Here is a 26,575-nt window from a genome sequence, read left to right as displayed (position 1 = left end):
TTGACTGTTAATTGTCATTAGTTTTCCCAACCTTCTTCTCGTTATTCAATTAGTTTTTCATAAACGGTCATTCCCAACACACTGATCATTAGAAAAGCGCAAGCGCCATGGTCAGCCCCGACAAGCGCTGGAGGGCCGACCGGTGAAGTCGTTCTTTGACTTCACCTGAGCGGACCGAAGCGACTCGAGGGGCTAGGCGCTGGAGCTGGCCATTTCTCAAAGTGAAATTTATACTTTCTTATCTCTTAAAAAAAACGCCAAATGGCGTTTTTTGTGGGGCATTCTAAAGGTTTTCTCGCAGAGCTTTCCCCAGCACATCTTTGCCGCCGGTAATTGGGATAACACTTCCGGTAATAAAGCTGGAATCATCATTTGCAAGAAAGCTGATAACCCTTGAGATATCTTCCCCTGTACCAGGTCTGCCTACGGGTACGGAAGAGTCCCTGGCATTTATGGATTCGCTGATTGCTCTTTCTTTCCATTCGCCTGTGATGTCACCAGGGCAAACCATATTGGCTGTGATCCCGTTTTCCGCCTCTTCCAGCGCAAGTGTTTTTGTCAATGAAGCCAATCCTGACTTAGCTGCGGCAAAAGCAGACCTGTAAATCCACCCAGGAGCGGACTCCACCCTGTCGAAACCAACCGTAATGATCCTCCCCCACTTCCTTTTTCTCATAGAAGGTATCAGCAAACTTGATAAATAGAAAACGGCGTTTAAATTGCCGTTAATCAAGTAAGTCCATTCATGTATCTGATAATCGGCCATTTTCTTTCTATCGGAAATATATGGTCCTGCATTATGAATGACAATATCAATTGCAGTGAATTCCTTCAACGCCTGGGAAACAATTTTTTCACAATCTTCATAATTTGTTATATCCCCCTGGACACAAATATTTTTTGTGTTGAACACTTCGGATAGTTCCGCCGCAAGCTGTTCAGCCTGTAATTTGCTGTTCCGATAATTGATTATTACGTTTATACCTTCGGCAGCAAGCTGCAGTGCTGTTCGTCTTCCTAATCCGGTGGCACCTCCGGTAATCAAAGCCGTCTTATTTTCCACAACCTGTACCCCTCATCCACATAAGATTACTTACCACTATACTAAAAAGAAGCAACTTGTTTTGCAACTTTTAGCCTTCATATACTGGGAACAATTTGACTTTAACAGCTGGGCTGATGTCTGCATATAATATCCATATCGAAGATGGGCTGCTTGAAAGGCGGGATATAATTGTTTCCATGGAATCTATTGCCGTTCGACCGAAATACACAGAAGAAGTTCTTGGAGATGAAACCAGATGAAGTTGAAAATTATGTCCAGCAAATGATGGGCAAAATGCTTCAGCCAAATATGTCTGGGATGTTAAAACCTGAAGAATGGCTTAAAGGGATGCAGCAGCAACATGCACCCGATCCAGTCAAACCAACTACCGGATTAGGAGCGGAAATGTTTGAAACTCATGATTTTGTTTTTCTCAGGATACCGCTAAAAGAGGAAGCCATGCTTAAACAAATGAAGCTTTTTTATACTTCCAATCAGGTAATCATTGAACACATTCCTGATATATCAGATAAACACACATTAGTATTGCCAGCAACTGTTAAGCGGAAGGGAGCAGCAGCAAATTATAGGGATGGAGTACTTGAATTAAGGCTTATTAAAATCGTGGATATGCAATTTGCCGAAATCGACATATCACAATAACCTCCATGAATTTTATGAAAAGAATCCCAAAAAAGAACAGCCTGATGGCTGCTCTTTTTAAGTTTATTATTTTCCAATGAACATTTGAGTCCAGTAGTTGCCTGTTGCTACATGGCCTACACCGATATGTGTATAGCTTGAGTTTAAGATATTTGCACGGTGGCCGGAACTATTCATCCAAGCTTGCACTACTTCCTCTGGTGTACGTTGACCCATTGCAATGTTTTCACCAGCTGAACGGTATGTGATTCCAAACTTTTTCATCATATCGAAAGGTGAGCCGTAAGTTGGGCTAGTGTGACTGAAATAGCCTTTGCTTTGCATATCGCGGGATTTTTCCCTAGCTACTTTGCTTAATTCAGTATCAAGTGCAAGTGGTTTTAAACCATTTTTTGCTCTCTCCTGATTTGTCAACTCTACCACTTTTTGTTCGTAAGCACTTACTGCTGAAGAAACTGGTGCTGCAGCAGGCTCTTGAGCGGGTGCTTTAGCTTGCTCCGGTGCTGGTGTCGGAGTTGGTGATGGTGATGGTGATGGTGCTTTTACAGGTTCTTGTACAGGTGTCAGTGCTGTTTTTTCAACAGGCTCCTGTACATTCGTATTAGTTGGCTGTGATTGTTTCCATGAGAATTGGTAGTTCTTAAAATACTTTTGTAAGATAGAATTAATTTGTTCATTGCTTACATTTCCACTTTGATAGTAGTAAACCTTTGACTGTATAGTTGATGCATCTGCTTTATCCATGGCAGGATTTGCTGCAAATAAGGCAGCTGCAGCAAAAGCTGTAAGAATCATTTTTTTGTTCATTCCCGAATACCTCCCGAAAATTTAATTTGTCTCTCTCTCTTGCAAACTAATCATATCACGGTTTTTTTGTAATAAACCTGGTGCAAATTGTAAAAACTATTATTCTGCTAAAATTTTTTCTGCAGGCTAATTCCATGATTATATAAAACTTCAATGATTAAAAGGATTTGATGGATAATTCATAAGTTCTGTATAAATTTCAGGATTTTCCTTGTTTATTAAGAAAACCCAGCTAAGCCAAGAAGAGGAATGAATTTCATATTGACAGCTTTTTTCAGAGCCGTATTCTATGACATTTTTTTCGGTAGTATGACAATCATTAAAGTATGTTACACGGCAACCATCGAATTTATAGAACAGCCATTTGCAAGAGCATCAAGAACAAAAAGCGCAAGCGCCTCGTTCAGCTCCGACAAGCGCTGGAGGGCCGACCATTGAAGTCGTTCTTTGACTTCACATGAGCGGACCGAAATAGAAATGTAAAGCCGACTTTCCAGTAACGCAAAAACTGGAGACTCTGACAAAGAAGCGCTTTTTGCTTCTGCCGGCGGAGTTGAAGTTTCGGAGGTTCTAGGAGGCAAAACTAGACAATTCGAAAAGCGGAGGCGACTGCCCAACTCCGACAAGCGCTGGAGGGCCTGCCAGTGAAGTCGTCCTTTGACTTCATTGGCAGGACCGAAGCGTCTCGAGGAGTTAGGGAGCCGTAGCTAGACAAGCGACTCGAGGTGCTAGGCGCTGGAGCTGGATTAAGAATACTACATGTAGTTATCCACAATTAAATAATTTTATAATTTACTAAGAAACAAAAAAAGCGGCTATCGCCGCTTTCTCTTAATGTCCTTCCTCTTCATTAGCCTCTGTATCATGTTCATTCATATCCATATCCATTTCAGAGGAATCCCCTGCTTCTTCTGGCTCACTTGGACTCCCAACCACAAATTCAATCTTTGGCATGTTATGCATCCTTCGTGCAGTTACGTGCGACATGATATAGTAGGTCCCTTCTTCATTAAAGGATTTTTTCAAGCGATAAATCCCGTTTTCATCATGTTCAACCACAATCTTTTCATGTTCCTCCGCTTTAGAACGCCAGATTTCGAATTTCACTTCGTCGGCATCCTTAACTTCTTCTGTTCCATAAGTAACTTTAGCCTCGAAAGTAACTTCTTCATTTAATTGAGCTTTTTCAGGATTTGCAGTAAGCTCAACTTCCAAAAATTGCGGTTCTTCTTCTATTTCCTGTTTTGCACAAGCAGCCGCTAACAAACTTAGCAATACTGCCATTAATAAAACCAACAAACGTTTCATTTCAATTACTCCTTAAATAATAATGTGTTATCGTGGATCTCAATTACGTCAAGACCATTAACCTTTGTTATCCATCACTATAATCACTATAATTCCACTGCCGGAAAATAGAGATAGATGGTCGTTCCTTTTCCTAGCTCACTTGCTATTTCCATTTTACCATCATGCAGCTTTATTAATTTATCTACAATTGCCAGACCAAGGCCAGTACCACCGTCTGCCCTTGATCTCGCCTTATTCACTCTATAAAAACGTTCAGTCAGCTTGTTGATATCCTCCTCTGGTATTCCTGTTCCAGAGTCTTCAATTTCAACTTTACAGCCATACACATGCTTAGTAAGGTTGATCGAAATGGTGCCACCACTTCCTGTATAGCGTATTGCATTGTCGATGATGTTCTGGAAGATTTGTTCAAGTCGTCCTTCATCTCCGTAAATGATGACATCTGGATCAAGATCAAGTGTTAAGCTGATATTTTTTTCTTTTAAGGCTGGACCATACTTGATTATAAAATCCTCCATAAGCTGTGCTAACGGAAAAGGATTTTTGATTAAGCGGTATTCATCCGCGTCCAGTCTCGATAAATCAAGTAAATCCTCAACAAGCTTTACCATCCTGCCAGATTCCCTGTTGATAAGCTTTAAATATTTATTCTTTTCAGCCGTCTCTTTTATCACACCAGTTTCCAAAGCTTCACTATAACCTTTGATATAGCTGATCGGTGTCCTGAGTTCATGAGAAACATCGGCGAGAAATTCCCTCTTTTTCTCATCCTCTTTCTGCACAGACTCTGACATGTGGTTGAAGGCTTTTGCAAGCTGACCGATTTCGTCGTCTGACTGAATATTGACCCTTGCTGAATAATCTCCTCCAGATACTCTATCGGCTGCCTCTTTCATTGCAGCAAGCGGTCTTGTTAGCCTGTGAAGCATTTTAAAACCCAGGAAGGCAGCAATAACTATGAATAATACACCGCCAATCAGCCATAAAAAAGAAAAATCAACGGTTAATTCAGAGATTTTAGCGAGGGGAACATACAAATAAATAATTCCTTCAAGCCGATTATTATCAAGAAGTGGAATGGCCACAGCAAGAATCTTCCTGCCGAATCTCTCCTCAAAACCTGATTTCATGACTGGTTCGCCTTTTAAAAGCAGTTCTCGCTCTTCCTTCCCAATCAAAGTTTCATAATCAATTGAATATGGAAGGCAGGCGCTTAACTCTTTCGGGTTACTGACAAGAAAAACCTCAGACTCCGATTTTTCATTATACCACTCCACCCGCTGCTTCATTTCATGAGTCAATGGACCTCCTGTATAGTCGCTGGCAAGACGGTTTCCTTCTTCTAATAGGGATTCTTCAACTATATCGACATATAATTTTTCATAGAAAAGATAAGATAAAAAGAATGAATACAATACGGTGACAAAAATTGTAGCCGTAACCGTCAGCCAAAGTTTTTTAAACAGGCTGTCAGAAAAAGAAATCATGTTGCCGGCACCTCAAATTTATACCCTACACCCCAAATTGTTTGTATATAGTCTCCAGTCCCCAGCTTCATCCTCAACGTCTTGATGTGGGTGTCCACTGTCCTCAGGCTGCCATGGTAGTCCATCCCCCCAAACAAATTCAAGAAGCTGCTCCCTGCTAAGGGCCTGTCCCTGGTGCTTAACAAAAAAAACAAGCAACTCAAACTCCTTGAGGGTAAGCGGGATAATTTCTCCTTCAACACTGACCCTTCTGCCCTTTTTGTCGATATAGATTTTTCCTAGAGTCACTGTATCTTCATCATTTTTGACAATAGATGTCCTTCTTAATAAAGCATTGATTCTTGCTACAAGTTCACCCGGACTGAAAGGCTTGACTATATAATCATCCCCTCCCAGCTGGAGGCCTCTCACCTTATCCCATTCTTCTCCTTTAGCAGATAAAAAGATGATTGGCACTTGTGAAAAGGCACGGATCTTCCCGCAAACAGCAAAGCCATCTTCAAAAGGCATCATAATATCAAGAATTACAAGATCAAAATCTTGTTCTTGAAGTTTTCTCAACCCTTCAACTCCTTCAGCCGCCTGGACACATTTGAAACCGGAATTCTCCAGATACATTTGAACAAGATTGCGCATATCCTCTTCGTCATCTATAATCAATACATTTATGGGATTCATTCGATTATCTCTCCCTCGTTACGATTTGAAATGGTCCGTTACCAACTTGAAGTGTTTTTTCGATGGTTAAACTTTCCGGGTCAATTATATATAATTCGTTACTGTCATACCCAGCAACAATAAGCTTATCTGTGAAGAAATCAATTTCGAACGGATTCGCCCCCACCTTTAGGGATCCCTTCTTTGTTCCATCCTTTGCCAATTTATAGAGCATATTCGATCCGTGGCTAAGTACGAATATATCGTCGTCATTTTTTGTGAAATCCACGGGCATTACAGGCGCTGAAATTTCCTTTATTAAACGTCCATCTTTAAGGTCATATATGTGAATCAGCTCTTCAACTTCAGATCCTTTTCCGTGCCCGCCAATCCATAACTCATCTTTCTCCCTGCCCATTAACGCTCCGGCTGCTGCAGGATGGATTTCAAACCCTGGAAGCCGCTCTTTATTTTCTAAATCAACTATGCTCAGCATTTCCTGATTATAACTGATTGCATAGAGTTTATTCTCAGCCTCAAGCAGTGTCAAGGGCTCTTTTTCCACTTTCACTTCGTCCTCTTCCGTTCCATCAATATCAAAAAAGCGAACACTATCCCTTTCCTGATCTGCAAAAGCTATTTGGGAGCCCTCTCCGACTAGCAGTGCGTTTACGATTCCCTCTCCAGTTTTCCATGACTCCATTTTCTTCCCTTTGCTTAACGAATATAAATCTGCAGTATCCAAAGCCTTTCCGTAAAGCAATATCGTATCCTTATCTGGAAGGATAAGTCCTCCAATATACGGGCGGTCAACATTCCAGTCAGGTAATTTCTCTTCCTTATCCATGTCATAGAATGAAATTGTCATTTCCTTGATATTTATCGTCGATATAATAGAAGAATCTTTTTGTACAGGCTCAAAAGATTCAAAAGTACAGGCAGATAACAAAACAGTGAAAGTCGTTGCGGCAATTAAATAAATCCACTTCATAATTTACTCCCTTTCTCTCACAAGTATCTCATAATATTATATCTCTAATTTGTGATAATTCTATGAAATCAAAGGTTAGAGGGTTATTTTATCAGTTGTCTCGGTTAAACTGTCAGTCATCCATGCTATGACGTACAGAAATTGATTTGAAATATGAAAAAATGTCCGTCATCTAGGTTATGACGGACACTAACCGATGGGAAATCTGAAAATATGTCCTTCATCAAGGTTATCACGGACAGAAAGAAAAAACTTGCCGCCACTCTGACGACAAGTAATCAAGTATGTAAATATTATTTTAATAATAATGCCTTTTTAACGGCTATTTCTTTCAGTTCTTCAGCAAGAACTTCTGTTTCCCATGGACTATCTGATTCAATAATGAGCTCGTTAGGTTTCAGGCTGATTTTAAAGTAAGAATCATGGAAACCCCCACTGAACTCAATTTCCCCCTGGGATACTAAACACCGAGGATCATGATCCTCAATCCAACATCCCTTTACCAACAATTCATGGATACCTTCGACATGAACATTTTCTCTAACAAGTTTCAACTCCACGCGTCTTAAAGCAGACATCAGAATTCCTCCTTGTTACTAATTGTCGAAATATTCTTTTCATTAATAGTTTACGAATATATTTATAAACAAGCAAGCATATTTCGACATTTCCCGGAAAAAACCTTCAGGACAAAAAGAGGCTACCTTATATTACAACCAAAATGAATCTACCTTCTTTGCAGAACAAAAAGCGCAAACGCCTCGTTCAGCCCCTACAAGCGCTGGAGGGCCTGCCAGTGAAGTCGTTCTTTGACTTCATTGTCAGGACCGAAGCGTCTCGAGGGGCTAGGCGCTGGAGCTGGATTAAGAAACCTACATGTAGTTTTCCACACATAAACAATTTTATAATTTCCTTAGTAGAGCAAAAAAGGAGATGGCGTATACCATCTCTTTTTAGATCTTATTCAGTTGGACCTTGCCAAGCCATCATGCCGCCCTGCATGTTGATTACATTATAGCCGTAGTACTCAAGGAATTGAGTTGCTCTAGAGCTGCGGCCACCTGAACGGCAGACCACTACATAAGTTTTATTCTTGTCCAATTCACTCATTCTGAATTCCAGCAGTCCTAATGGAATATGATTAGCTCCCGGAATTTTACCCTGTGCTACTTCACTTACCTCACGAACGTCCACAACTTCGAATTCGTTTGAGCCTAATCCGTTTTGTACTTCTGTTGGTGTCAGCTGACGCATTTCTATTTCCCCCTTTATAATTACCAGGCGCTCATGCCGCCCTTCACATTAGTAACATTATTAAATCCTGCTTTTTTCAATAACTTGCTTGCCTGGCTGCTGCGCATGCCACTCTGGCAAATGACGACTACATCTTTTTCCTGAGAAAGCTCTCCTGTCCGGTTTGCCAGCTGTTGAAGCGGGATATTCTTGAATCCTTTGATATGATTTCCTTTATATTCTCCAGGTGTCCTTACATCAACGTATTGCACTCCAGCTTTCTTTGTTTTCATCATTTCACCTAGTTGTGCTGTGGTGATTTGATTTACTCCCTTAGTTGGAGCGAAACGGCTCCATAAGAAAGCCACCGCAAGAACGACAATTAATACATTAATTATTACATCCATCCATTAGCACCTCTTTATCATTTTTGTTATTCATGATCATGAAGGGATCAACACCCTGTATACCCATAAGGGTATTTTAAGTGACAAAAAACAGCTTGTCAAGAATAGAAATTAAATTATTTTCTGCTCTTAACAAGCAATTCTACTGCATCGTTTACAGCCTGTGACGTTTCTCTGCCTTCTTGTAAGTCATTGATCAGACATTGTTCAAGATTCTTGCTGACAACCAAAGCAATTGTACGGTCCACTGCAGAACGGATAGCAGATAATTGGGTCACGACCGACTTGCATTCTTCCTGTTCTTCAAGCAGCCTGATGCTTCCCCTGACCTGTCCTTCAATTCTTTTCAAACGATTGACAATTTCCTTATTATACTCCACCTTGCCACCTCCTATTGTGATGGACCAGTAATGGTATATCCTTTAACATTGTAACCATATTTTATAAGCAATCTTGCACCAAAGTTCTTTTCCAATTCATTGGAGGCAATGATGACAATATGCCTGTTCGGAATTTCTTTTATATATCGTTTTAAATAACCACAAGGAATATTGATTGCTCCATTAACTGGATTTTTAGCAGAATCCTGATAATCTCTTAAATCCACAAATACAGCATCCTTTTCATAATTTTTAATCGCTGGAAGATTTCTTACTGGTACATAGCGGTTGAAAACTAAAGTGACCAAAAGGAGACTGATGATTAAAACTGTAAGCAACTAATCTTCACCTCTTGTTATATCTTGTTCATTACTGAACTTACAATATAAATAATATACCATATAGGGTATAAAATCAATAGTTAAAGATGATATTTTTGTCATTTTTAATAAAAGATGCTCTGTAAAACTAGGCTGTTGATTTTCGTTCCAGGCGCTTCGCTTACCGCGGGGCTGGCGATGAGCCCGCAGGAGTCTACGCGCCTTCCACTAAAATCAAAAGGACTATAAAACTAAACCATTCTGTTTTAGAGTGCATATCATTTAAATGACAATAAAAATGGCGTGTAAACTGACATCAGTTTTGACACGCCATTTTTCTGATTTAATGTATTTTCGGATCCAAAATATAATGGTTCTTATTCAACAAAGCACCCGTTTATTCCACACCATAAAAGAACGGACCCTAGTGAAGGGATCATCATGGGCTGATAAACATACTAACATTAGTAGTACAAACCAAGGCCACGGTTTGTACTACTATTTTTTTATAGTAGAAGTGAAGGAAGGTCGATCCGCTTATAGGACCATGTAAGAGTCCGTATTATAAACAGGCCAACTTCATACCCTTGTTTGAATCAGTTTAGTATGTTGGGTCCTAGAGACCGTGTATAAGAAAATGGAATCGATAAGGCCCTGTGAAGACTTCTATGATTGGTTATAAAGGAGAATAGTTATATGAAACATGTCATCGCTCTTGATGTAAGTAAAGGGAAAAGCACCATTGCCATTTATGATGGCTATAGACAATGTGAATTTGAAGGGGAATTAAATCATACACGCATTGATTTTGAGCAGCTACACAATCGCATTAAGGAAATAACAGCTCTTGATGGACAAGTCCCCGAAATCGTATTTGAGGCGACGGGTGTCTATTCAAAATCAATTGAAAAGTTTCTACGGGATCACGGACATACTTACTGTCGCATGAATCCGCTTGAAGCGAACCTACAAATGGCTTCCATGCGTCGACACAAAACCGATATTAGCGATGCCCATGAGTTAGCGAAAACCCACTTTAAAATGGAACGTGAAACGACGCATGTGCAGAATGATTATTATGAACAGATGCGGGCTATTACTCGTTATTATGACGAGATCGAAGAAGAAATTATTCTTTTACGCAATCGTATGCATGCCATCTTACATCTTTCATTTCCAGAGTTGGAACGACTTATTACACCGAGTTCAGCACTTTTTTTAAATATTATACAGCTGTATCCCCATCCTGCCCTTTTAATGGCTCATTCAAAGACCATTATTAAAAATCGCTTAAAAAGTAATACACGTAAGCTTCTATCACTAGAACGGGCAGAGAAAAAAGCAATTGTATTATTAGAAGCTGCAGAAAATTCATATCCCGCGATTGAACCAACGGATATTCGTTGCAATCAAGTACGCGATTATGCACGGCGTATTGGAGATTTGATGGAGAAGAAAGACCAGCTTGTTAAACAAATGGCAGCGATGTCTGAAGGAAGAAAAGAATATACGGTATTACGTTCTTTTCCAGGTATTGGAGATACAACAGCGTGCCGAATTATTGGAGAGCTAGGTGATATTGGCCGTTTTAAAAACGCGAAACAACTGAACGCTTACGTTGGTATCGATATTATGCGCTATCAATCTGGCAATACGCAATACCATGACCGTATCAATAAACGAGGCAACAAAAAGCTACGGAAAATTTTATTTTTTATGATTTGTGCGATGCTTATGGCAAAAGGAAAACCCAATCATTTAGTGGATTATTATTACAAATTAAAAACGCAACCTCAGAGAAAGCCTCATAAGGTCGCGATTGTGGCGTGTATCAATAAGTTTCTGAAAGTGACGTTCCAGTTACTGACACACGGCATACTTTACGATTATGAGTCCGCACTACCAGCTCAGAAATCGTAACCAAGTTTATATTTACTATAGCACACAGACCTTTCGAAAAAAAGAATATCGTGAGGTCTTTTCGTCGTGGGGAAATTTAGATTTATTTGGGAGGGGTACCCCTCCCAAATAAATCTAAATAAAAAAACATAAATAAAATACTGAAATACACTTGACTAATCGTAAGAAATAAGCGGAGAAACTTCCCTTATTTAGAAAATGGCACGGAAAACAGCTTAAATAGACGGAAGATTTCCGCCTATTTACTTGAAAAACATAAAAAATTGGCAATCGTGCTTGCTTAACCGGAAAACCTCCGCTTATTTACCCCTTACCGAGCTATACTCTACAGTTTAACCGGATTTTCTCCGTTTATTTCTAGGATTGATTGTTACTCAATTAAGGTTAAGTCTTCCCTTGTTCTAGAAAAAATCAACCTTCCGCTAACTGCTCCCTTCGGTGAGAAAAAAATAAAGTAAAATTCCATGTTCATCGTTATACAGGCTATACTTGAATGAAATGTTCGTAGAATGGAACCCTTAAATTGACTTCCGAACTGGTCATAAAATTGACAGTGTAAATGACCGTCATTATTCCTTGTACAACACCCATTGTCAATGGCATTTACTATCATCTTGCAGGTGTTAATTTGTAATGAAATGGCTTATAAATGCTGGCACAATAGGAAAAATGGCGTGGACAATTTCCACGCCATTTACTGTGCCATTTTCGCCTTATGCACCTCAAAACTGAACGGTTTACTATAAAACTACAACGGGCTTTAACAGAGCCCAAAAAAAAGAAGCAAGAATTCCTTCCTTCTGAATAAATTTTATTTTATTTTGGGATCTCAATCATCAATACATTAAGCCAATTCAGGTTGGCATGATATTTACTTTGCTGCTTCATCCTGAATTCCTTCAACCATTTCTTTATGCAGCTGCAGCAATATTACTTTACTTTCACTTGTCAACGATGCTTCTAGAATTCTTTTTGTGGCAAGAAAGTATTTTTCCATTAATGTCCTTCTTGCCCTTGGGTGGGAATTTTCATCCTTTAAATCCCTTTGAATAGCTTCTTTAAGAATAGCCTCTGGTGACTGTTCAGATTGAAGTCTTCGATTGTTCCAAATATTCCTGTATTCATCTAGTATCTTTTCATAATTCACTGCTAACATCTTTGTGCCTCCTGCTGATATTTAACTAATTTAAACCCTTACTAGTATATTTACATATTTTAAGCAGACAATGCAAAAAATAAGTTAAATTAACTTAAAGGAGAATAACTATGAGCAAACCATATCGATGCCCTAACTGTAAGACTAACAGGACAAGATTCAATATGATCTCCCAAGTGCCACAGCCTGTAAAATTAAATCCTCAATCTGGTGAAATAGTGGAGCAGTATTCAAACGACCAGCTTGAGCCCTTTCATCTTCCATACAAAGGTCCTGAACTGAAAATCCAGTGTGCAGCATGCGGATTGGTTGAGGATGAAAAAACCTTTGCCAAGTTTGGTGAAAGTTAAGGTTCAATAAAATCGGTAATCAGAACATAAAAAAGCTTGAGATTCCTCAAGCTTTTTTCACTTTACTTAATCCCATTTTCCTCAAAGAATTTCGTTGAATCCACTTTCCATTGCTCATTCGGCATGAATCTCACCAAGTTGACTTCACCAATAAAGGTCTTTCCTCCAATACCTTTAAGCTGCAAATTAAGCTCAACTGGAACCATAAGGCTCAATTGGTCTCCCACATCTTCTGCTGGCAGAACTTCCATCCGGGAAATCCTGATATTCTCAATTTTGGGCAATAGCTTTTCCCACTCAAGGTTTTGAAGGGAAATCAAGAATACTATGTTACGATCCTGCTGTTTTAACCCTGCGATATACGCATTGACCAAATCATAGGGATCCGTTTGTTCCAGGTATTTTTCAAGCTTTCCTGCAGATTTTAGAATCATAAGTTTATGGGATAGATCCATGAAGTTCGTCCTGTGTGTCGTGCTCCCATAAAAATGTATGCAAAAATGACCAGGGAAGTTATTTTTCAAGGCTCCTCCGCCATGCGGCATGCCATGCATTGAGGCTGCGATTTTCCCATCCTCCGAGATGACGATAATGGCTCTGCGCTTCCAGCTCCACTTCCCATTATAAATCTTCTTCATGATCTCGGTATCTTTTGAAGTTAACGGCTGGACATCTGCATGGTTGCTTCCAGCCCTCCTCTGTACCCGGAATTCCATTCCTGTTTCCAGATCGACCACTGTGAACTTGCTGTACCTGGGCAGAATTTCATTAACCTGTTCCCACTGTGTCATTTTGATCAGGGAGTTTTTTGAAGTCCTTTTAGCTTCTACGCTATTTCCAGCGCAGGCAAGAAGAAAAAGGATCATGATAATTAATTTAATTGTTTGCATATAAAATCATCTCTTTTTTTGGCTTCTTTCATTGATTCCAATATGAATATAAATATTAATGCTTCATGTAAGTTTTTGCTTTTTTGCTTTTTACTATTCAAACTCGATCAGTTTTAACCAAATAAGAAAAGTGCAAGCGCCTTGGTCAGCCCCGACAAGCGCTGAGGGCCGACCGGTGAAGTCGTTCTTTGACTTCACCTGAACGGACCGAAATGGAAATGTATAGCCGACTGTTCAGAAACGCAGAAACTGGAGACTCCGACAAAGAAGCGCTTTTTGCTTCTGCCGGCGGAGTTGAAGTTTCGGAGTTTCTAGGAGGCGACACTAGACTAGCGTCTCGAGGAGTTAGGAGCCTTAGCTAGACAAGCGACTCGAGGGGATAGGCGCTCGAGCTAGACAATTCTCGAAGGTAATTTATACTTTCTTATTCAGCAAAAAACCCAGCAGAGCTGGGCAATGTTATCCTATTCATGATTTTCTATATATTCCCTCGCTTTATCGATCGCGATAGGGATTGCCTTACCATCTTCATAATGTTCTTCCTGCACAAGCGTGTTTGCTATTTCAATAGCTTTCTCACTGCCTTCAGGTTCAAGGTTCTTCATAGAGGCAGGATACTCGTTCTTTGACCAAGACATTTTCTTTATCCTTGCCATCAAAGATAGATCATTTTTCCCCCACGTTCCGCGCCCTTAGAACAGACTTACTTTTCCAATTCTTTCAGCTGCTGTCCAAGCTGGCTCCAGTCAGTAACCTGGCCAATGAAAACGAGATTGAGCGGCATTTTCATATATTCCTTCATATATAATGGCATCCCATACGAATATTGGAATAGGTCCGGATATTGAGAATGGTCAAATAACACATACCCTTTGATCCGGTATATGGAATCCGGCAGCGACCTTAAAAAATTTTCAAAATCTTTCTGGCTGACAGTACTCTTGAATTGATGCACGAACGTGCTTAGTCTAAGATCTGCCTGGACATGGGCACCCGCACTTTTTGCTTTTTCGGTATACGCCAATCCCTCCAGCAGTTTGATGGGCACTTTCGAATATGTGCTCAAGATACATTTGGCTTGAGGATTTAACCCTTGAATATCCATGCTGATTTTTGCCTGCTCTGATTCATTAAGCAAATCTGATTTATTGACGATGATAAGGTCAGCATGCTTCACTTGCTCCAGCAAAAGCTGATGGACTTGGGGGTTTAAAGTCGGCCTATTGAGCCATTGCTTGCCATCTACGGTCGTAATGATTCCTTTTATTGCAAGCTTGTCTGCAAACAACGGAGAAAGGACAGCATCCAAAACTTCTACAGGATGAGCTGCACCAGTCGTCTCGATGTAAATGGCATCTGGATTGTGATCAAATAACAATCCTTGAAGCTGGGATTCGAGCTTGTCCTGGATCGTACAGCAAATACACCCTCCCAGCAGCTCCTTTAAAGGAACATCTGTATCAACGGAATCTGAATCGATTGAAACACTGCCTAGCTCGTTCATCATAACTGCAATGTTCCGTCCGCTATTTTTTTCATGCTGTAAGATTTGCTTAAGCAATGTCGTTTTGCCTGTGCCCAAGAAACCGGACAAAATATATACCTCTGTTTTTCCCATGTTCTCATCACCTTTTTTTCTATGTAAGATGGAAAATCTCCAGCAAAAGCTGGAGATTCTTTTTTAATGAATAAGAAAGTATAAAATTTTTGTACTTAGATTAGTGTCCAGCGCCTAGCCCCTCCAGCGCTTATCGGGGCTGACCAAGGCGCTTGCGCTTTTCTTATTTATTCATTTCCTGCTTTAACACTTCTATTGCTTTCTGAATTTGTGGATCGTCGTTCTTGATCTGTTCGCGCAGAGCATTCATTAATTCGATTGTTGAGCTTCCTTTAAGAACACCGGTCTCTTCAAGCTCGTTTGATTTTTGGAATGCCATGACAGCTTCCTTTGTCTTTTCATCATAGAAACCATCTTCACGGCCTGGTTCAAAGCCTAGAGCTTTCAGCATTTTTTGTGCAGCGCTGACCTGTTCTGAAGCTGTTGATACCTTCAATTCAGTTTCCGGGTCGATGAAAGGTAGCGAGGCATATTCAGGCATTGAAACTTCATGATCCGGCTTAATACCTTTCTTATGGATCCAATTGCCTTTAGGAGTCAACCATTTTTCAGTCGTGAATTTCATATTCGAACCGTCTGAAAAATCCTCTGCTCTCTGGACTGTGCCTTTCCCGAATGACTTTTCGCCAACTAGAGTAACTCCAGCTGATTCACTGACTGCACCTGCAAGAATTTCCGAAGCACTTGCACTTCCCTTGTCAATGATGACTACTAAAGGTAGGTTATTATTATTTTCGTTCTCTGATGCATATTTCTCTACATTGCCTTCACGGTCTTCAACCTGGAAGAGTATTTCTCCCTCAGGCACAAAGAGACTGGATATTTTGATTGCCTGATCCAATAGTCCACCTGGATTTTGACGAAGATCCAATACCAGACCTTTCATTCCTTGTTTCTGGAGATCATTCAAAATATTTACTAGTTCATTTGCCGTGTTTTGCGAGAAGTTAGTAATCTGGACTTTGGCAATTCCGTCATCCAGCATTTCACCATATACGGTTTCTAACGGTATCGTGTCTCGGGTAATTGTGACATCAACTGGTTTTTCTCCACCCTGTCTAAGGATCGAAAGCTTTACGTCTGTTCCTTTCTCACCTCTAATGAGAGACACAGCTTCAGTCGAACTCATGCCTTGAAGACTCTTCCCGTCCACTGACATGATTTTATCCTCGGGTTGCAGGCCTGCTTTTTCTGCTGGAGACCCCTTCAAAGGAGTGACAATGAAAATGAAACCGTCTCTCTCCTGTATTTCAGCGCCAATTCCTTCAAAAGAGGATGACAGACTTTGATGGAAATTCTTTGCGTCTTCCTGGCTCATATAATCCGAATATGGATCGTCCAAAGATTCAAGCATTCCATCTATTGCACCATTTATTAGCTTTTCCTGATCAACTTCCTGAAAATAGTCATTTTTCAAAGTATCATAAGCATCGTATAGCTTTGCAAATTCTTCTCTTTCTCTAATTACCTGCACTGCTGGCTTGTCTTCACCAAAAGCAAGCGCAAAGGTGGTAATACCCGCTGTTAAAAAGACTAGAAAAAACAACAGCATTGCAAAGTGGAACTTCTTTATTCGAAGAAAACTATTCTTGGCCTCTGCTTCTGCGGCCTTTTCTTGACCCTTAAATTCTTCTTTGTTTTCTTCATTCATATTTTGCTGATCCAACCCTTTTCACCACTTTCCAATCAAGCTTAAAATCCTTAATGATTAGGATAACATTTTTACTGTAAAATTAACAGAAAAATAGGTAACCTCCAAGTAGCTATAGCTTAAAGGCCTTAGCTCTGGCTAAATGTCTAAGTTATAAGATAAAAGTAAGCGCCTTGCTCATCCCCGACAAGCGCTGCCTGCATATAACGCCACGTCCTGCAACTGGTGGGGCTAGCACATCGCGTGCATCGGAGAGCCTGGCAGTGAAGTCGTTCTTTGACTTCATGAGCAGGGCTGAAAATGAAAAATAAAGCCAACCGTCCAGAAACGCAGAAACTGGAGACTAAACAAAGATGCGCTTTTTGCGTCTGCCGGCGTAGCTGAAGTTTCGGAGTATCTAGGAAGATCCATTTCACTAAGGTCTCTGGGAGTTTGGATCCGAAACTGGACAAGAGACTCTAAGGGCTAGGCGCTGTGCGAGCCACTAATTTATGTTGAAAAGCTTAAACTTTCTCATAAAGTAAAGTAAAAAAGCAGCGGTCTGAAAACCGCTGCTTTGCATGCCTATTCTACATCATAGCCTTGATCTTCTACAGCTGCTTTCATTTTGCTTACTTCAGCTTTAGAAGAATCATATTCTACTTCAGCTTTACCATCTGAAAGTGAAACGACGACGCTAGCTACTCCATCGACTCCCATCAATGCGTTTTTAACTGCCTTTTCACAGTGACCGCAAGTCATACCAGATACATTTAAAGTTGTTTTTTCCATTTGAAATCTTCCTCTCTTTTTTTAAAATTTATAACTTAATCCGCTTCAAACGAAGGGAGTTAGTCACTACAGAAACTGAACTGAATGCCATCGCTGCACCTGCCACCCATGGAGCCAGGAGGCCCAACGCCGCAATCGGGATACCCGCTGAGTTGTATGCGAGAGCCCAGAACAAGTTTTGACGGATATTTTTCATTGTTTTTTTACTTAATGATATTGCTTTAGGTATCAGGGTCAATTCCCCGCCTAGTATGGTGACGTCTGCAGCCTCAATGGCAACATCAGTCCCAGTACCGATGGCGATACCTATATCAGCAAGCGCGAGTGCAGGCGCATCATTGATGCCGTCCCCGACCATCGCAACTTTTTTGCCTTTAAGCTGAAGTTCTTTAACATGGTTCGCTTTTTCCTCTGGAAGAACTTCTGCTATTACATTGTCTACACCAACCTGTGCTGCAATTGCCTTTGCAGTGCGAGTATTGTCGCCTGTAAGCATATACACTTCAATACCCATGTCTTTGAGTTCTTCAATCGCAGTTTTCGCTGTTTCCTTCACAGTATCAGCAACTGCGACGATTCCATTCACCTTACTATTGATTGAAATCATCATCGCAGTCTTGCCTTCAGTCTCCAGTTTCTCAAGCAGATCTTCATATTGAGCGAATTCGATACCCTCTTTGCCCATCAGTTTTCTGGTTCCTACATACACTTTTTCACCGTTGATGGTTGCCGCGATGCCGTGTCCAGGTATTGCAGCGAACTCATCCATTGGTAATACCTCGATATTTTTTGCGCTCCCGTATTCCACAATGGCTTCAGCAAGAGGATGCTCAGATGCTTTTTCAGCAGATACCAAATATTTCAGGGTCTTTTCTTCATCACCAAAAACTTCCAGGTCGGTTACACTTGGCTTTCCTTTAGTAATTGTTCCCGTTTTATCAAGAACAATGGCATTAATTTTGTGTGTGGCTTCTAAGTGCTCTCCACCTTTAAAAAGAATCCCATTTTCTGCTCCTTTTCCCGTACCAACCATGATGGAGGTTGGTGTTGCGAGACCGAGTGCACAAGGGCAGGCAATAACAAGCACGGCAATGGCTGTTTCAAGGGCTGAGGCAAAGTTGCCAGGTGTGATGACAAAGAACCAGACAAGGAATGTAACGATTGCGATTGCGACAACAATTGGAACGAAAATTCCGGAAATCTGGTCAGCCACACGCTGGATTGGCGCCTTGCTTCCCTGAGCGTCCTCCACCACTTTAATAATTCCTGCAAGTGCCGTATCTTTACCAACCTTAGTAGCACTCATCGTCATGGTGCCATTCTTATTGATTGTAGCACCGATCAAAGAATCGCCAGCTGCTTTTTCAACCGGGATTGATTCGCCGGTGATCATCGCTTCATCCACTGCCGATTGGCCGGATAAGACCTTTCCATCGACCGGAATCTTCTCTCCAGGTTTAACGATGATGGTATCATTTACTTTTACTTCTTCAATCGGAATTTTAATTTCCTCACCATCCCTGATGACAGTTGCTTCTTTTGCCTGTAGGCTAAGAAGCTTGGAGATTGCCTCAGTTGTGCGTCCTTTTGCAAGAGCCTCAAACAATTTACCAACAAGTATCAAGGTAATCAGGACAGCACTTGTTTCAAAGTATAAATGCGGCATATAACCCGGATTGCCAATTGTTTTCATTGCTTCTGCAAGACTGTAGAAATATGCAGCCGATGTACCAAGAGCCACAAGAACATCCATATTTGCACTCTTGTTCTTGAGCGACTTATAAGCTCCCGCATAAAATTGTCCGCCAATCCAGAATTGAACTGGTGTTGCCAATAAAAGCTGGAACCACGGATTCATTAAGAAGTGAGGCATCGGCAGTCCCGTATCCCATGGAGCGTGGCCTATCATTGTATAAAGAAGTGGCAGTGATAAAAGGATTGAAATGAACAATTTTCGTTTCTTAGCATTGATCTCCTCTTCTTTTTGCTGTGCCTTCGCTTCCCGCAGTACTTTTTCCTTTGCATCATAACCCAGACCCTGGATCTTCTTGATGATTTTACCAGTTGACAGAACAGCACTATTAAACTCTACTGAAGCAGACTCGGTGGCCAGGTTAACAGTTGCTGAAACCATTCCGTCCATCTTGTTAAGGACTTTTTCAATCCTTGTTGAACAAGCTGCACATGTCATACCGAAAACATCCAAATCCATCTTTTCGTTTCTGACACCGTACCCCAGATTATTGATTTTATTGAAAATATCGTCAGGTTTAATTCTCTCAGGTTCATATGTGACTGAGGCATTTTCCATCGCCAGGTTTACAGTTGCCTCGACGCCTTCCATTTTATTAAGAACCTTCTCAATCCTTGTGGAACAGGAGGCACAAGTCATACCCGTAATGTCGACTGTCATTTGCTCTTTCATCATTTACACCCCGTTTCAATCGAAAATTATCATTCCCTCTACAATATTTACTATACCCCTGTATAGTATATTTAGCAACTGTAAAGCTTGTGTTTATTTTTTATTTTACCCTTAAATGTGAATACATCAGGTAAAAATGTCACAGTTAATACTTACTGATCATAATGAGATAAAATCGTTTGATTATTTACATATTCACAAAAAAAGCCTGGCAATAGACAGCCAGGCTTCTCTTATATTTTCTTCACATTTTCAAAGTACTCTTCTAGGGTCCAATCATTTTCATAAATCTCAGTTGCTGCCTTGATTCCCACATACCTGAAATGCCATGGCTCATACATATAGCCTGTTATACCTTCTTTACCCCTTGGGTATCTGAGTATAAACCCATATTTATGGGCATTGTGTGCAAGCCAGACACCTTCTTTAGTAGAGCCGAACTGTTCATTAAGATTAAAATTATTTGTCTTGCTTGAGATATCCATTGTCAATCCAGTTTGATGTTCACTGCTTCCCGGCCTCGCAACTGCCTGAAGTGCTTTTTCTTCACCAACTTTATTTACTTCAGCATTGAAGAGGGTTTCCTGGCGTCCATATGATCGGTACCCTGAAACAGCAGCTAGTTCAAATCCTTCAGACTTCGCTCCGTTAAACATCTTTTCCAATGCATCAGCAGCCTCTTTCCTCATCAGGCTCTTTTCAAGCTTCGCATCTCCAAAAGAGAATGGAACATTCGGACGAACTAAGTCTGCCGGAATATAGTTTTCGGGCAACCCAAATATTTTGTTAACTAGTGACATCGTGTTTTGGGGGTTCTGGATGACATTCTTCCCGTCTGAATCCTGGATGACATTGAAATAGGCAGCTTCTAGTGTCAGTTCATCTTCAGAAGTTGCGTCTTTCTCAGCCTGTTCATTATTATTCGAATCAGACTCCGTTTCTTCGACTTCCTCAGAAGGCTGATCAGCTTGTCCATCCTGTCCGAATAGTTTTTCTCCTAAATATGGTATTTTTTCCAGGTAAGGCTCGATCGGGGCACAACCTGTCAAAAGAATCGGAAATACAATCAATAGTAGTAATGTCTTTTTCATTATGTCCACCAATCTTCAACATTTTAAAGCAATAACACCATTCTATCACTTTTCGATAAACTTTCGAATGGCCTTTTTTACCATTATCACCTTTCTTCATTATATCTGCTTCAGGAGATGGGCAAACTCCCTGCATGCGGTGAAAGTGTATGGATTCTAATCTAAACTTGTTTGAAAATGTTATGCTGTTTCAGGTTCTTAGACATTTTGGGTTCTACTGTCCTTCGAAATGTCCATCAAACACAGGTTCTTAGACATTTTGGCTTCTACTGTCCTCCGAAATGTCCATGAAAGTTATTCCTAAGAAATATCCCCATAGGAAAACCCTCTCCTTAAGGGAAAGGGTTCTCTTCATTTTTATTCTTTTACTACAGCTTCAAGAGCTACTTCAATCATTTCGTTGAATGTAGTTTGGCGTTCTTCTGAAGTTGTTTCTTCTCCAGTCAGGATATGATCGCTGACTGTAAGGATTGACAGGGCTTTGCGATCATATTTAGCAGCAAGGGTGTAAAGTGCTGTGGTTTCCATTTCAACAGCAAGAATCTGGTACTGTGCCCACTTTTCCAACTCGGCGTTATCATTGTAGAACTGGTCTGCAGTGAATACATTTCCGACTTTAAGGTTCAAACCCTTTTCAAGTCCTGTGTTGTAGGCTTTGTACAATAAATCAAAGTTTGCTGTTGGTGCAAAGTCCACTCCGCCGAAAGTTAGGCGGTTCATTTGTGAGTCAGTCGAGGAGCTCATAGCAAGAATAACATCCCGTACTTTAACGTCCTTTTGGATTGCTCCGCAAGTTCCAACACGAATCAAGTTTTGGACATTATAGCTATTCATCAATTCATTGATATAAATCGAAATGGACGGAACTCCCATGCCTGTACCTTGTACAGAAATCCGCTTACCTTTATATGTCCCTGTATAGCCAAACATATTTCTGACTTCATTATATAGCTGTGCATCTTCAAGGAATGTTTCTGCAATGTATTTTGCTCTTAATGGATCCCCGGGAAGCAATACCGTTTCTGCAATTTCATTTTCTTTAGCACCAATATGTACACTCATTCAATAATCCTCCATCCTATAGGTTGCTACCTCAAAACTATACCACAATATAGTTAAGCAGGAAAATCTTCAGTCTCATGACAATTTTGTTAACGGGCAAGCTAGAAATAGCTTTACCGAAGCTGAAATAAAAAATTCCCCATTACCAATTATCAAAAAAATGAGGAGGAGATTTGAATCATGGGTAAGAAGCATCGCAACCGGACCAATTCACCTAAGAAGAATAACCATATTCCCCCTGAAGCAATCGTAGCTGAGCAAGAAGCACACGGCAAAGAGTTTTCAGCTGGTGGGAGAAAAAAGCAAGGATAAGAAAAGACGATGAAGCAGTGAGATCGCTTCATCGTCTTATTATCTTCAGCAGTAACTTTCAATAGTGTTTTGAAGTTTTTGCTTTAATGAAGGTAGGTCTGAGGCATGGATGTTCATTCTTACGTATGTTTCATCTGTTCCCATCGCTTCTGACAAGAAACCTCCAATTCCCCTCGCACTGCGGTCAACTTGCATCAAAACATCAATTTCGTTCTCGCTGTTTGGATAGAAAATTACCTCTAGTTCATCAAGTCTTCCTCTAAATGGGCCTGATGCTGGCACGAATTCAAACTCCTGGACGAATGGCATATTTCTCCGAAGATGTCTTGGCGCTTGTTCGCACTCAGCTTCCCTCAGCCTGAAGCCAAGATCGCTAATCCCATTAAATACTCCATTCATCAACTGAGTGGGCACCACTGTTAAATAATCCTTATCGCTTGGATCTACTGCATTTTTGATATCAAGCCCCGTTGACACCCAAACTTTCGTTCTGCCCATCGATAGTGGCATTTCTAATGGAAGCCTGAAAGTAAAAGGAATTTCTTTAATTTCATTCTCTTTGATTATGAATGACTGTGTTAGTTTGAAACGATCAATTTGGGCAGTGGCAGTATATTTTTTATCATCCGCTTCCTTAATATAAGTGGTATGTAAACTCAAATAGATGTCATCGATATTCTGCTCTGTATTCCCTCCACGAACCTCAACAATCCCGCGTACTTCTTCTCCTGGCATCACCTGGTCTTTTTCAAGCTTCGTGTCAACCTTAGCACCACCAATGCCGACACTGGCAAAAACCTTATTAAAAAATGACATACCCTTTGCCTCCTGATTTTACATATTTTCTTTCATATAAATGTATACGATTATAAGTTGGGAGAGTTTCATTGAACAGGATGTTTTTTTAAAGTACCTTGATATAAAAATATAAAAAGGCAGATTCATAAGAACCTGCCATTACACATGTGCATCTTACCTAGTCTATATCTTCTTCCTCATCGATAATACATTTTTCGATCAGATATTCAAATGTGATATCTGCCATCTCTTCAAGTTCTTCCTCTGTGGGAACGTATCCCCTTTTTACAAGTTCATGAAAGAAAAATTCAGCAATCTCTTCTGTATCAATAACAACCTCAATCTCTTTCACAGATTCGCCCCCCTTTATTCCAAATGTATGTGCAGCACCGATGTTTAATGCCAAGCCAAACCAATTTTCTGATAATTGTTCTATTTCTTTTGGACAAGCATAGAATTGAATAAATCAAATGAGGAGTGATCTAGTATGCAGAGACTGGGTATTCTTGCCGCAATGTTTGTTGAAGATGTGAACAATGAAGATAGTGTGGTTGTGGAGTTGTATGGCAACATAGTGAATAACCTTTTTAAAGTTTTCCAATTGGTAGGGATTCCTTTTCTCATTTATGTGCTGCTTGAATTTGCAGATTTCTTTTAAACATGGCTTTTTCCATCATTATTAGCCAGCATCGAAAGTTTGCGTAAAATGACTCTCATGACATGCGCGTACTCTTCATCATTGAACCATTTATATAGAATGCGATAATCATTATATAAATCGAGAAGGTTATCAATCGTCAGCCTCTTCTGATGGATTTTCCGCAACTCTTCTTTTTCGCCTGCTCTAGGCTGATTTGACTTTTTCTCTAGGTTGACGGATGGCTTTACTTCTTTATTGGCTGAAAACAAAAGTCCAAGCTTCTGAATAAACGTATCTGCACTGTCCGAGTCAGCAACAAGTGTAAGTTCTTCTTCCCCTGCTTCAAGCCATTCTCCATCTTTAATCCTGGACAGTTCATAAATGACATCCTCCCAGGCATCTTCCTTATATCTCCAGATTTCTGTACGAAATCCGACAACTTTAAAAAGATCTGAACCATATCCCTTTACCTGCACTAAGTCTCCGAAGAAATATTTGTATTCGATGTCGATTTGCTCCTTTTCAAGCAGCTTCCCATCGTATTCAGAGAGCATCTGCAAACTGGTTTCCAAATACAAGCCCTCGCTCTTATTTATCTCGTATACATGAAGGTCATCAAGCCATTTTACATCTGTCACTTTCCCCACAGTCCCATAAATAGTGATCACGACTGTATCACCGATGTTAAACTTAGGTTTTTTCCGTTTTTCCATTTCCTCCATCCTCTCAACGATGAGTCGTGAATTGTAATTACAACAGTATATGCACTTTTCTGAAAATCGCTACGCCTAGATGGAGATTGGAAGAAGCTTTTAGCTATTGTTGAGAGTGAGTTAGAAAACATCAACATGTCATGTAAAAATCAAAAAAAAGACTCTCGCGGTTATTTCGCCGCGAGAGCTTATTAACTTTCTGCTATCAAATATTCCTCCCAGGCTTCATCAAACACAGCCATACTTTCAGGATAATGTCCGTTCAATTCCAGGTATGAGCTAATTTCATCATAATCCTCCGAATTTTTAGGAAACGAGAGGTCATCATATGCGGAATTGGCAAACCTGCTGATTCCATCGTTCGGTTTGGTGGTCCGGTATTTCATGAGAAAGTGATAAAAGCTTTTATACATATATGAACGCCTGCCTATAGTTAAAATTAGTTTGACCATACTATAACGGATTTGATGAGTACACGTCTACTTAAATGCAAAAAAAAGAGCACCTTCCAATTTAGGTAAGGTGCCCTATTTTCCAACTATAAGAAAGTGTGAATTCTTTACACTTAGATTAGTGTCTAGCTCCATTCCCTAGCCCATTTTCATCCAAGAATATGCTTCCTCAAGTATCTTGCGAGAAGCTTGGATATTGAGCAATTCGAGACGCATAGGGCCAATGAAGTCAAAGAAAAACTTCACTGGCAGACCCTCGACCGCTTATCGCGAATGCTTAAGACATTGCGCTTACCTTATTGCCATCTGGCTGATTTCGCCATCTCAAGCAAAGCCCATATTATGTTAAACATCAAAATCGCCACGGTGATTGGCACGGCATGGAGCCAGTTCATCCCAAATTTCTCAATGATCACCCTGACATAATATCCGCAAAAGAATAAGACAACCATAGCCGCTACCAGCATAATAGATAAAGCGATGGACATTTTCTCTCCCCATTTCCAAATTAAATACTCCCCACTCTATTATAAAGAGGAGGGAGTAACTGGATAAAAAGGAAGTATAAAACTTTTGTGAACACGATTCTAATTTAGGTTATATTTGTCACATCAGCTTTTAAGATGAATAATCAAAGTAATTTCGCTTTAACAATCTTGGCTGCGCCATCAGTTCCTCAAAGGTGACTACTTTCCCAAGCTTTTTCGTATCGATTAAAAATAATTGGTCTTCGATTTCCTTTGTAATCAATTCGGTCTGATATGTCATTTGGCAGTCCAGACAATGGATGGCAGGTGTATCATTGATTTGAATTGCATTTGTTCCATCCGGGAGTTCCCAATAAACCTTGTCAGTTACAGGTTTGGTATTTACACTGCTGCACCACTCGCAATTCCCCATCTTTCAACCTCCTATTCCTTTGTGGATGGGACTGCGCCTTGCCCATCAACTGCTTCAGTTGTCGTTTTTTGCTGCTGCGCCATAAATTTCTTTTCCTTCAGTTCATCACGTTTTTCACGCTTATCCTTCAATGAAGCATGTGCAGGATCTTCCTCATACTTTTCCCTGCGGTCGATCCTGCCAACTCCTTCAGGAATCAAGTTGAATTCACTGTCGTTCATAATTGCTGCGATTCCAGTGTTCGATTTTTTCTTTTCATAATCTGGGTACACTTGTTTGAAGTAACCCTCCGCTTTGCCTGGAACGTAATTTTCAGGCTCTGGGTAAGAGGTGATTACTCCTTCAAAATTTCGCAGCACAACTTTTTCCGGACTCTGGGAGATCAGGTAATTAGGCTGCAAGGAGATTTTCCCCCCTCCACCTGGCGCATCAACGACGAACGTCGGGACAGCGTTTTTTATTGTAAGTACTTTTCAAATACAAAAAACAGCAAATCAAAAAGAAAACCTTGACTGCTGTTTCTAT

Annotated in this window: 32 protein-coding genes and 2 pseudogenes; 6 read left to right on the top strand and 28 right to left on the bottom strand. The window is 40.4% G+C overall.

Annotation, left to right across the window (positions count from 1 at the left end):
• Positions 1-283: 283 nt before the first annotated feature.
• Complete coding sequence (locus tag LC048_RS07725; protein ID WP_226604751.1) at positions 284-1,063, bottom strand: SDR family oxidoreductase; 780 nt, start codon at positions 1,061-1,063, stop codon at positions 284-286.
• Positions 1,064-1,234: 171 nt separating this feature from the next.
• On the opposite strand from LC048_RS07725, the gene LC048_RS07720 reads away from it, so the two are divergent.
• The gene (locus tag LC048_RS07720; RefSeq protein WP_226604752.1) at positions 1,235-1,708 is read left to right on the top strand and encodes an Hsp20/alpha crystallin family protein; all 474 of its coding nucleotides are present in this window, start codon (positions 1,235-1,237) and stop codon (positions 1,706-1,708) included.
• Between the two features lie 66 nt (positions 1,709-1,774).
• On the opposite strand, the gene LC048_RS07715 is transcribed toward LC048_RS07720, so the two are convergent.
• The 11 genes and pseudogenes from LC048_RS07715 to LC048_RS07670 form a co-directional block, all read right to left on the bottom strand.
• Positions 1,775-2,515: a CAP domain-containing protein gene (locus tag LC048_RS07715; protein ID WP_226604755.1), complete on the bottom strand. Its 741-nt coding sequence runs from the start codon at positions 2,513-2,515 to the stop codon at positions 1,775-1,777.
• Positions 2,516-3,346: 831 nt separating this feature from the next.
• Positions 3,347-3,823, bottom strand: a complete 477-nt coding sequence (locus LC048_RS07710) for a FixH family protein (protein ID WP_226604758.1) — start codon at positions 3,821-3,823, stop codon at positions 3,347-3,349.
• A gap of 86 nt (positions 3,824-3,909) precedes the next feature.
• Positions 3,910-5,313: a sensor histidine kinase gene (locus LC048_RS07705; RefSeq protein WP_226604759.1), complete on the bottom strand. Its 1,404-nt coding sequence runs from the start codon at positions 5,311-5,313 to the stop codon at positions 3,910-3,912.
• The gene (locus tag LC048_RS24980; protein ID WP_371932051.1) at positions 5,310-5,555 is read right to left on the bottom strand and encodes a winged helix-turn-helix domain-containing protein; all 246 of its coding nucleotides are present in this window, start codon (positions 5,553-5,555) and stop codon (positions 5,310-5,312) included. The genes LC048_RS07705 and LC048_RS24980 overlap by 4 nt, the downstream gene beginning before the upstream one ends.
• Positions 5,485-5,931: pseudogene (locus LC048_RS24975) on the bottom strand (response regulator transcription factor); the annotation flags it as partial. The pseudogene LC048_RS24975 and the gene LC048_RS24980, both read right to left, overlap by 71 nt.
• A gap of 64 nt (positions 5,932-5,995) precedes the next feature.
• A complete protein-coding gene (locus LC048_RS07695; RefSeq protein WP_226604773.1) occupies positions 5,996-6,961 on the bottom strand; it encodes a YncE family protein in 966 nt (321 codons plus the stop codon).
• Between the two features lie 293 nt (positions 6,962-7,254).
• A complete protein-coding gene (locus tag LC048_RS07690) occupies positions 7,255-7,539 on the bottom strand; it encodes a hypothetical protein (protein WP_226604776.1) in 285 nt (94 codons plus the stop codon).
• 382 nt (positions 7,540-7,921) lie between these two features.
• Positions 7,922-8,215, bottom strand: a complete 294-nt coding sequence (locus LC048_RS07685; RefSeq protein ID WP_226604778.1) for a rhodanese-like domain-containing protein — start codon at positions 8,213-8,215, stop codon at positions 7,922-7,924.
• Between the two features lie 20 nt (positions 8,216-8,235).
• Complete coding sequence (locus LC048_RS07680; RefSeq protein WP_226604781.1) at positions 8,236-8,601, bottom strand: rhodanese-like domain-containing protein; 366 nt, start codon at positions 8,599-8,601, stop codon at positions 8,236-8,238.
• 116 nt (positions 8,602-8,717) lie between these two features.
• The gene (locus LC048_RS07675) at positions 8,718-8,981 is read right to left on the bottom strand and encodes a metal-sensitive transcriptional regulator (RefSeq protein ID WP_023627704.1); all 264 of its coding nucleotides are present in this window, start codon (positions 8,979-8,981) and stop codon (positions 8,718-8,720) included.
• An 11-nt stretch (positions 8,982-8,992) separates the two neighbouring features.
• A complete protein-coding gene (locus LC048_RS07670) occupies positions 8,993-9,319 on the bottom strand; it encodes a rhodanese-like domain-containing protein (protein WP_226604782.1) in 327 nt (108 codons plus the stop codon).
• Between the two features lie 678 nt (positions 9,320-9,997).
• Here LC048_RS07670 and LC048_RS07665 point away from each other — a divergent pair.
• Positions 9,998-11,221, top strand: coding sequence for an IS110 family RNA-guided transposase (locus LC048_RS07665; RefSeq protein ID WP_306049889.1), 1,224 nt, complete (start codon positions 9,998-10,000; stop codon positions 11,219-11,221).
• An 871-nt stretch (positions 11,222-12,092) separates the two neighbouring features.
• On the opposite strand, the gene LC048_RS07660 is transcribed toward LC048_RS07665, so the two are convergent.
• Positions 12,093-12,377, bottom strand: a complete 285-nt coding sequence (locus tag LC048_RS07660) for a hypothetical protein (protein ID WP_226607814.1) — start codon at positions 12,375-12,377, stop codon at positions 12,093-12,095.
• A gap of 110 nt (positions 12,378-12,487) precedes the next feature.
• Here LC048_RS07660 and LC048_RS07655 point away from each other — a divergent pair, with 110 nt between their 5' ends.
• A complete protein-coding gene (locus LC048_RS07655) occupies positions 12,488-12,727 on the top strand; it encodes a hypothetical protein (RefSeq protein ID WP_023627701.1) in 240 nt (79 codons plus the stop codon).
• A 62-nt stretch (positions 12,728-12,789) separates the two neighbouring features.
• Here the strand turns inward: LC048_RS07655 and LC048_RS07650 are convergent, their stop codons facing one another.
• Positions 12,790-13,617: a hypothetical protein gene (locus LC048_RS07650; RefSeq protein WP_226607816.1), complete on the bottom strand. Its 828-nt coding sequence runs from the start codon at positions 13,615-13,617 to the stop codon at positions 12,790-12,792.
• Positions 13,618-13,805: 188 nt separating this feature from the next.
• Between LC048_RS07650 and LC048_RS07645 the strand changes: the two genes are divergently transcribed.
• Positions 13,806-13,979, top strand: a complete 174-nt coding sequence (locus LC048_RS07645) for a hypothetical protein (protein ID WP_226607819.1) — start codon at positions 13,806-13,808, stop codon at positions 13,977-13,979.
• A 102-nt stretch (positions 13,980-14,081) separates the two neighbouring features.
• Here the strand turns inward: LC048_RS07645 and LC048_RS07640 are convergent, their stop codons facing one another.
• The 7 genes from LC048_RS07640 to deoD form a co-directional block, all read right to left on the bottom strand.
• The gene (locus LC048_RS07640; protein ID WP_226607821.1) at positions 14,082-14,255 is read right to left on the bottom strand and encodes a DUF2188 domain-containing protein; all 174 of its coding nucleotides are present in this window, start codon (positions 14,253-14,255) and stop codon (positions 14,082-14,084) included.
• A gap of 65 nt (positions 14,256-14,320) precedes the next feature.
• Positions 14,321-15,235 carry a CobW family GTP-binding protein gene (locus LC048_RS07635; protein ID WP_226607823.1) on the bottom strand — a complete coding sequence of 305 codons (915 nt, stop codon included), beginning with the start codon at positions 15,233-15,235 and terminating at the stop codon, positions 14,321-14,323.
• Between the two features lie 163 nt (positions 15,236-15,398).
• Positions 15,399-16,886: a lmo1851 family serine protease gene (locus LC048_RS07630; protein ID WP_226607845.1), complete on the bottom strand. Its 1,488-nt coding sequence runs from the start codon at positions 16,884-16,886 to the stop codon at positions 15,399-15,401.
• 564 nt (positions 16,887-17,450) lie between these two features.
• A complete protein-coding gene (gene copZ, locus LC048_RS07625; protein WP_226607826.1) occupies positions 17,451-17,657 on the bottom strand; it encodes a copper chaperone CopZ in 207 nt (68 codons plus the stop codon).
• 28 nt (positions 17,658-17,685) lie between these two features.
• Positions 17,686-20,082, bottom strand: coding sequence for a heavy metal translocating P-type ATPase (locus LC048_RS07620; RefSeq protein WP_226607847.1), 2,397 nt, complete (start codon positions 20,080-20,082; stop codon positions 17,686-17,688).
• A 233-nt stretch (positions 20,083-20,315) separates the two neighbouring features.
• A complete protein-coding gene (locus LC048_RS07615; RefSeq protein ID WP_226607828.1) occupies positions 20,316-21,173 on the bottom strand; it encodes a M15 family metallopeptidase in 858 nt (285 codons plus the stop codon).
• 357 nt (positions 21,174-21,530) lie between these two features.
• Entirely contained in the window at positions 21,531-22,235 is a 705-nt protein-coding gene (deoD, locus tag LC048_RS07610) for a purine-nucleoside phosphorylase (protein WP_226607831.1), read from the bottom strand.
• Positions 22,236-22,415: 180 nt separating this feature from the next.
• Between deoD and LC048_RS07605 the strand changes: the two genes are divergently transcribed.
• Complete coding sequence (locus LC048_RS07605) at positions 22,416-22,547, top strand: hypothetical protein (protein WP_264188563.1); 132 nt, start codon at positions 22,416-22,418, stop codon at positions 22,545-22,547.
• A 45-nt stretch (positions 22,548-22,592) separates the two neighbouring features.
• On the opposite strand, the gene LC048_RS07600 is transcribed toward LC048_RS07605, so the two are convergent.
• Together LC048_RS07600 and LC048_RS07595 are read right to left on the bottom strand one after the other, a co-directional pair.
• Complete coding sequence (locus tag LC048_RS07600) at positions 22,593-23,363, bottom strand: sporulation protein (protein WP_226607833.1); 771 nt, start codon at positions 23,361-23,363, stop codon at positions 22,593-22,595.
• A gap of 160 nt (positions 23,364-23,523) precedes the next feature.
• A complete protein-coding gene (locus LC048_RS07595) occupies positions 23,524-23,697 on the bottom strand; it encodes a YozD family protein (protein WP_023627690.1) in 174 nt (57 codons plus the stop codon).
• Positions 23,698-23,832: 135 nt separating this feature from the next.
• Between LC048_RS07595 and LC048_RS07590 the strand changes: the two genes are divergently transcribed.
• A complete protein-coding gene (locus tag LC048_RS07590) occupies positions 23,833-24,003 on the top strand; it encodes a hypothetical protein (RefSeq protein ID WP_226607835.1) in 171 nt (56 codons plus the stop codon).
• On the opposite strand, the gene LC048_RS07585 is transcribed toward LC048_RS07590, so the two are convergent.
• The 5 genes and pseudogenes from LC048_RS07585 to LC048_RS07565 form a co-directional block, all read right to left on the bottom strand.
• Positions 24,000-24,698, bottom strand: coding sequence for a hypothetical protein (locus tag LC048_RS07585; RefSeq protein ID WP_306049883.1), 699 nt, complete (start codon positions 24,696-24,698; stop codon positions 24,000-24,002). The genes LC048_RS07590 and LC048_RS07585 overlap by 4 nt on opposite strands.
• A 191-nt stretch (positions 24,699-24,889) precedes the next feature.
• Positions 24,890-25,111, bottom strand: a complete 222-nt coding sequence (locus tag LC048_RS07580) for a YozE family protein (protein ID WP_226607839.1) — start codon at positions 25,109-25,111, stop codon at positions 24,890-24,892.
• A 335-nt stretch (positions 25,112-25,446) separates the two neighbouring features.
• The gene (locus LC048_RS07575) at positions 25,447-25,638 is read right to left on the bottom strand and encodes a hypothetical protein (RefSeq protein ID WP_226607841.1); all 192 of its coding nucleotides are present in this window, start codon (positions 25,636-25,638) and stop codon (positions 25,447-25,449) included.
• Between the two features lie 130 nt (positions 25,639-25,768).
• Positions 25,769-26,050, bottom strand: coding sequence for a YokU family protein (locus LC048_RS07570; RefSeq protein ID WP_226607843.1), 282 nt, complete (start codon positions 26,048-26,050; stop codon positions 25,769-25,771).
• Between the two features lie 11 nt (positions 26,051-26,061).
• Positions 26,062-26,502 (bottom strand): annotated as a pseudogene (locus tag LC048_RS07565) (lysine 2,3-aminomutase); the annotation flags it as partial.
• Positions 26,503-26,575: the final 73 nt, after the last annotated feature.

The sequence above is a fragment of the Mesobacillus subterraneus genome (genome assembly GCF_020524355.2).
GTDB classification, from domain to species: Bacteria; Bacillota; Bacilli; order Bacillales; family Cytobacillaceae; genus Mesobacillus; species Mesobacillus subterraneus_C.
This window is presented reverse-complemented; position numbering and strand designations above follow the sequence as displayed.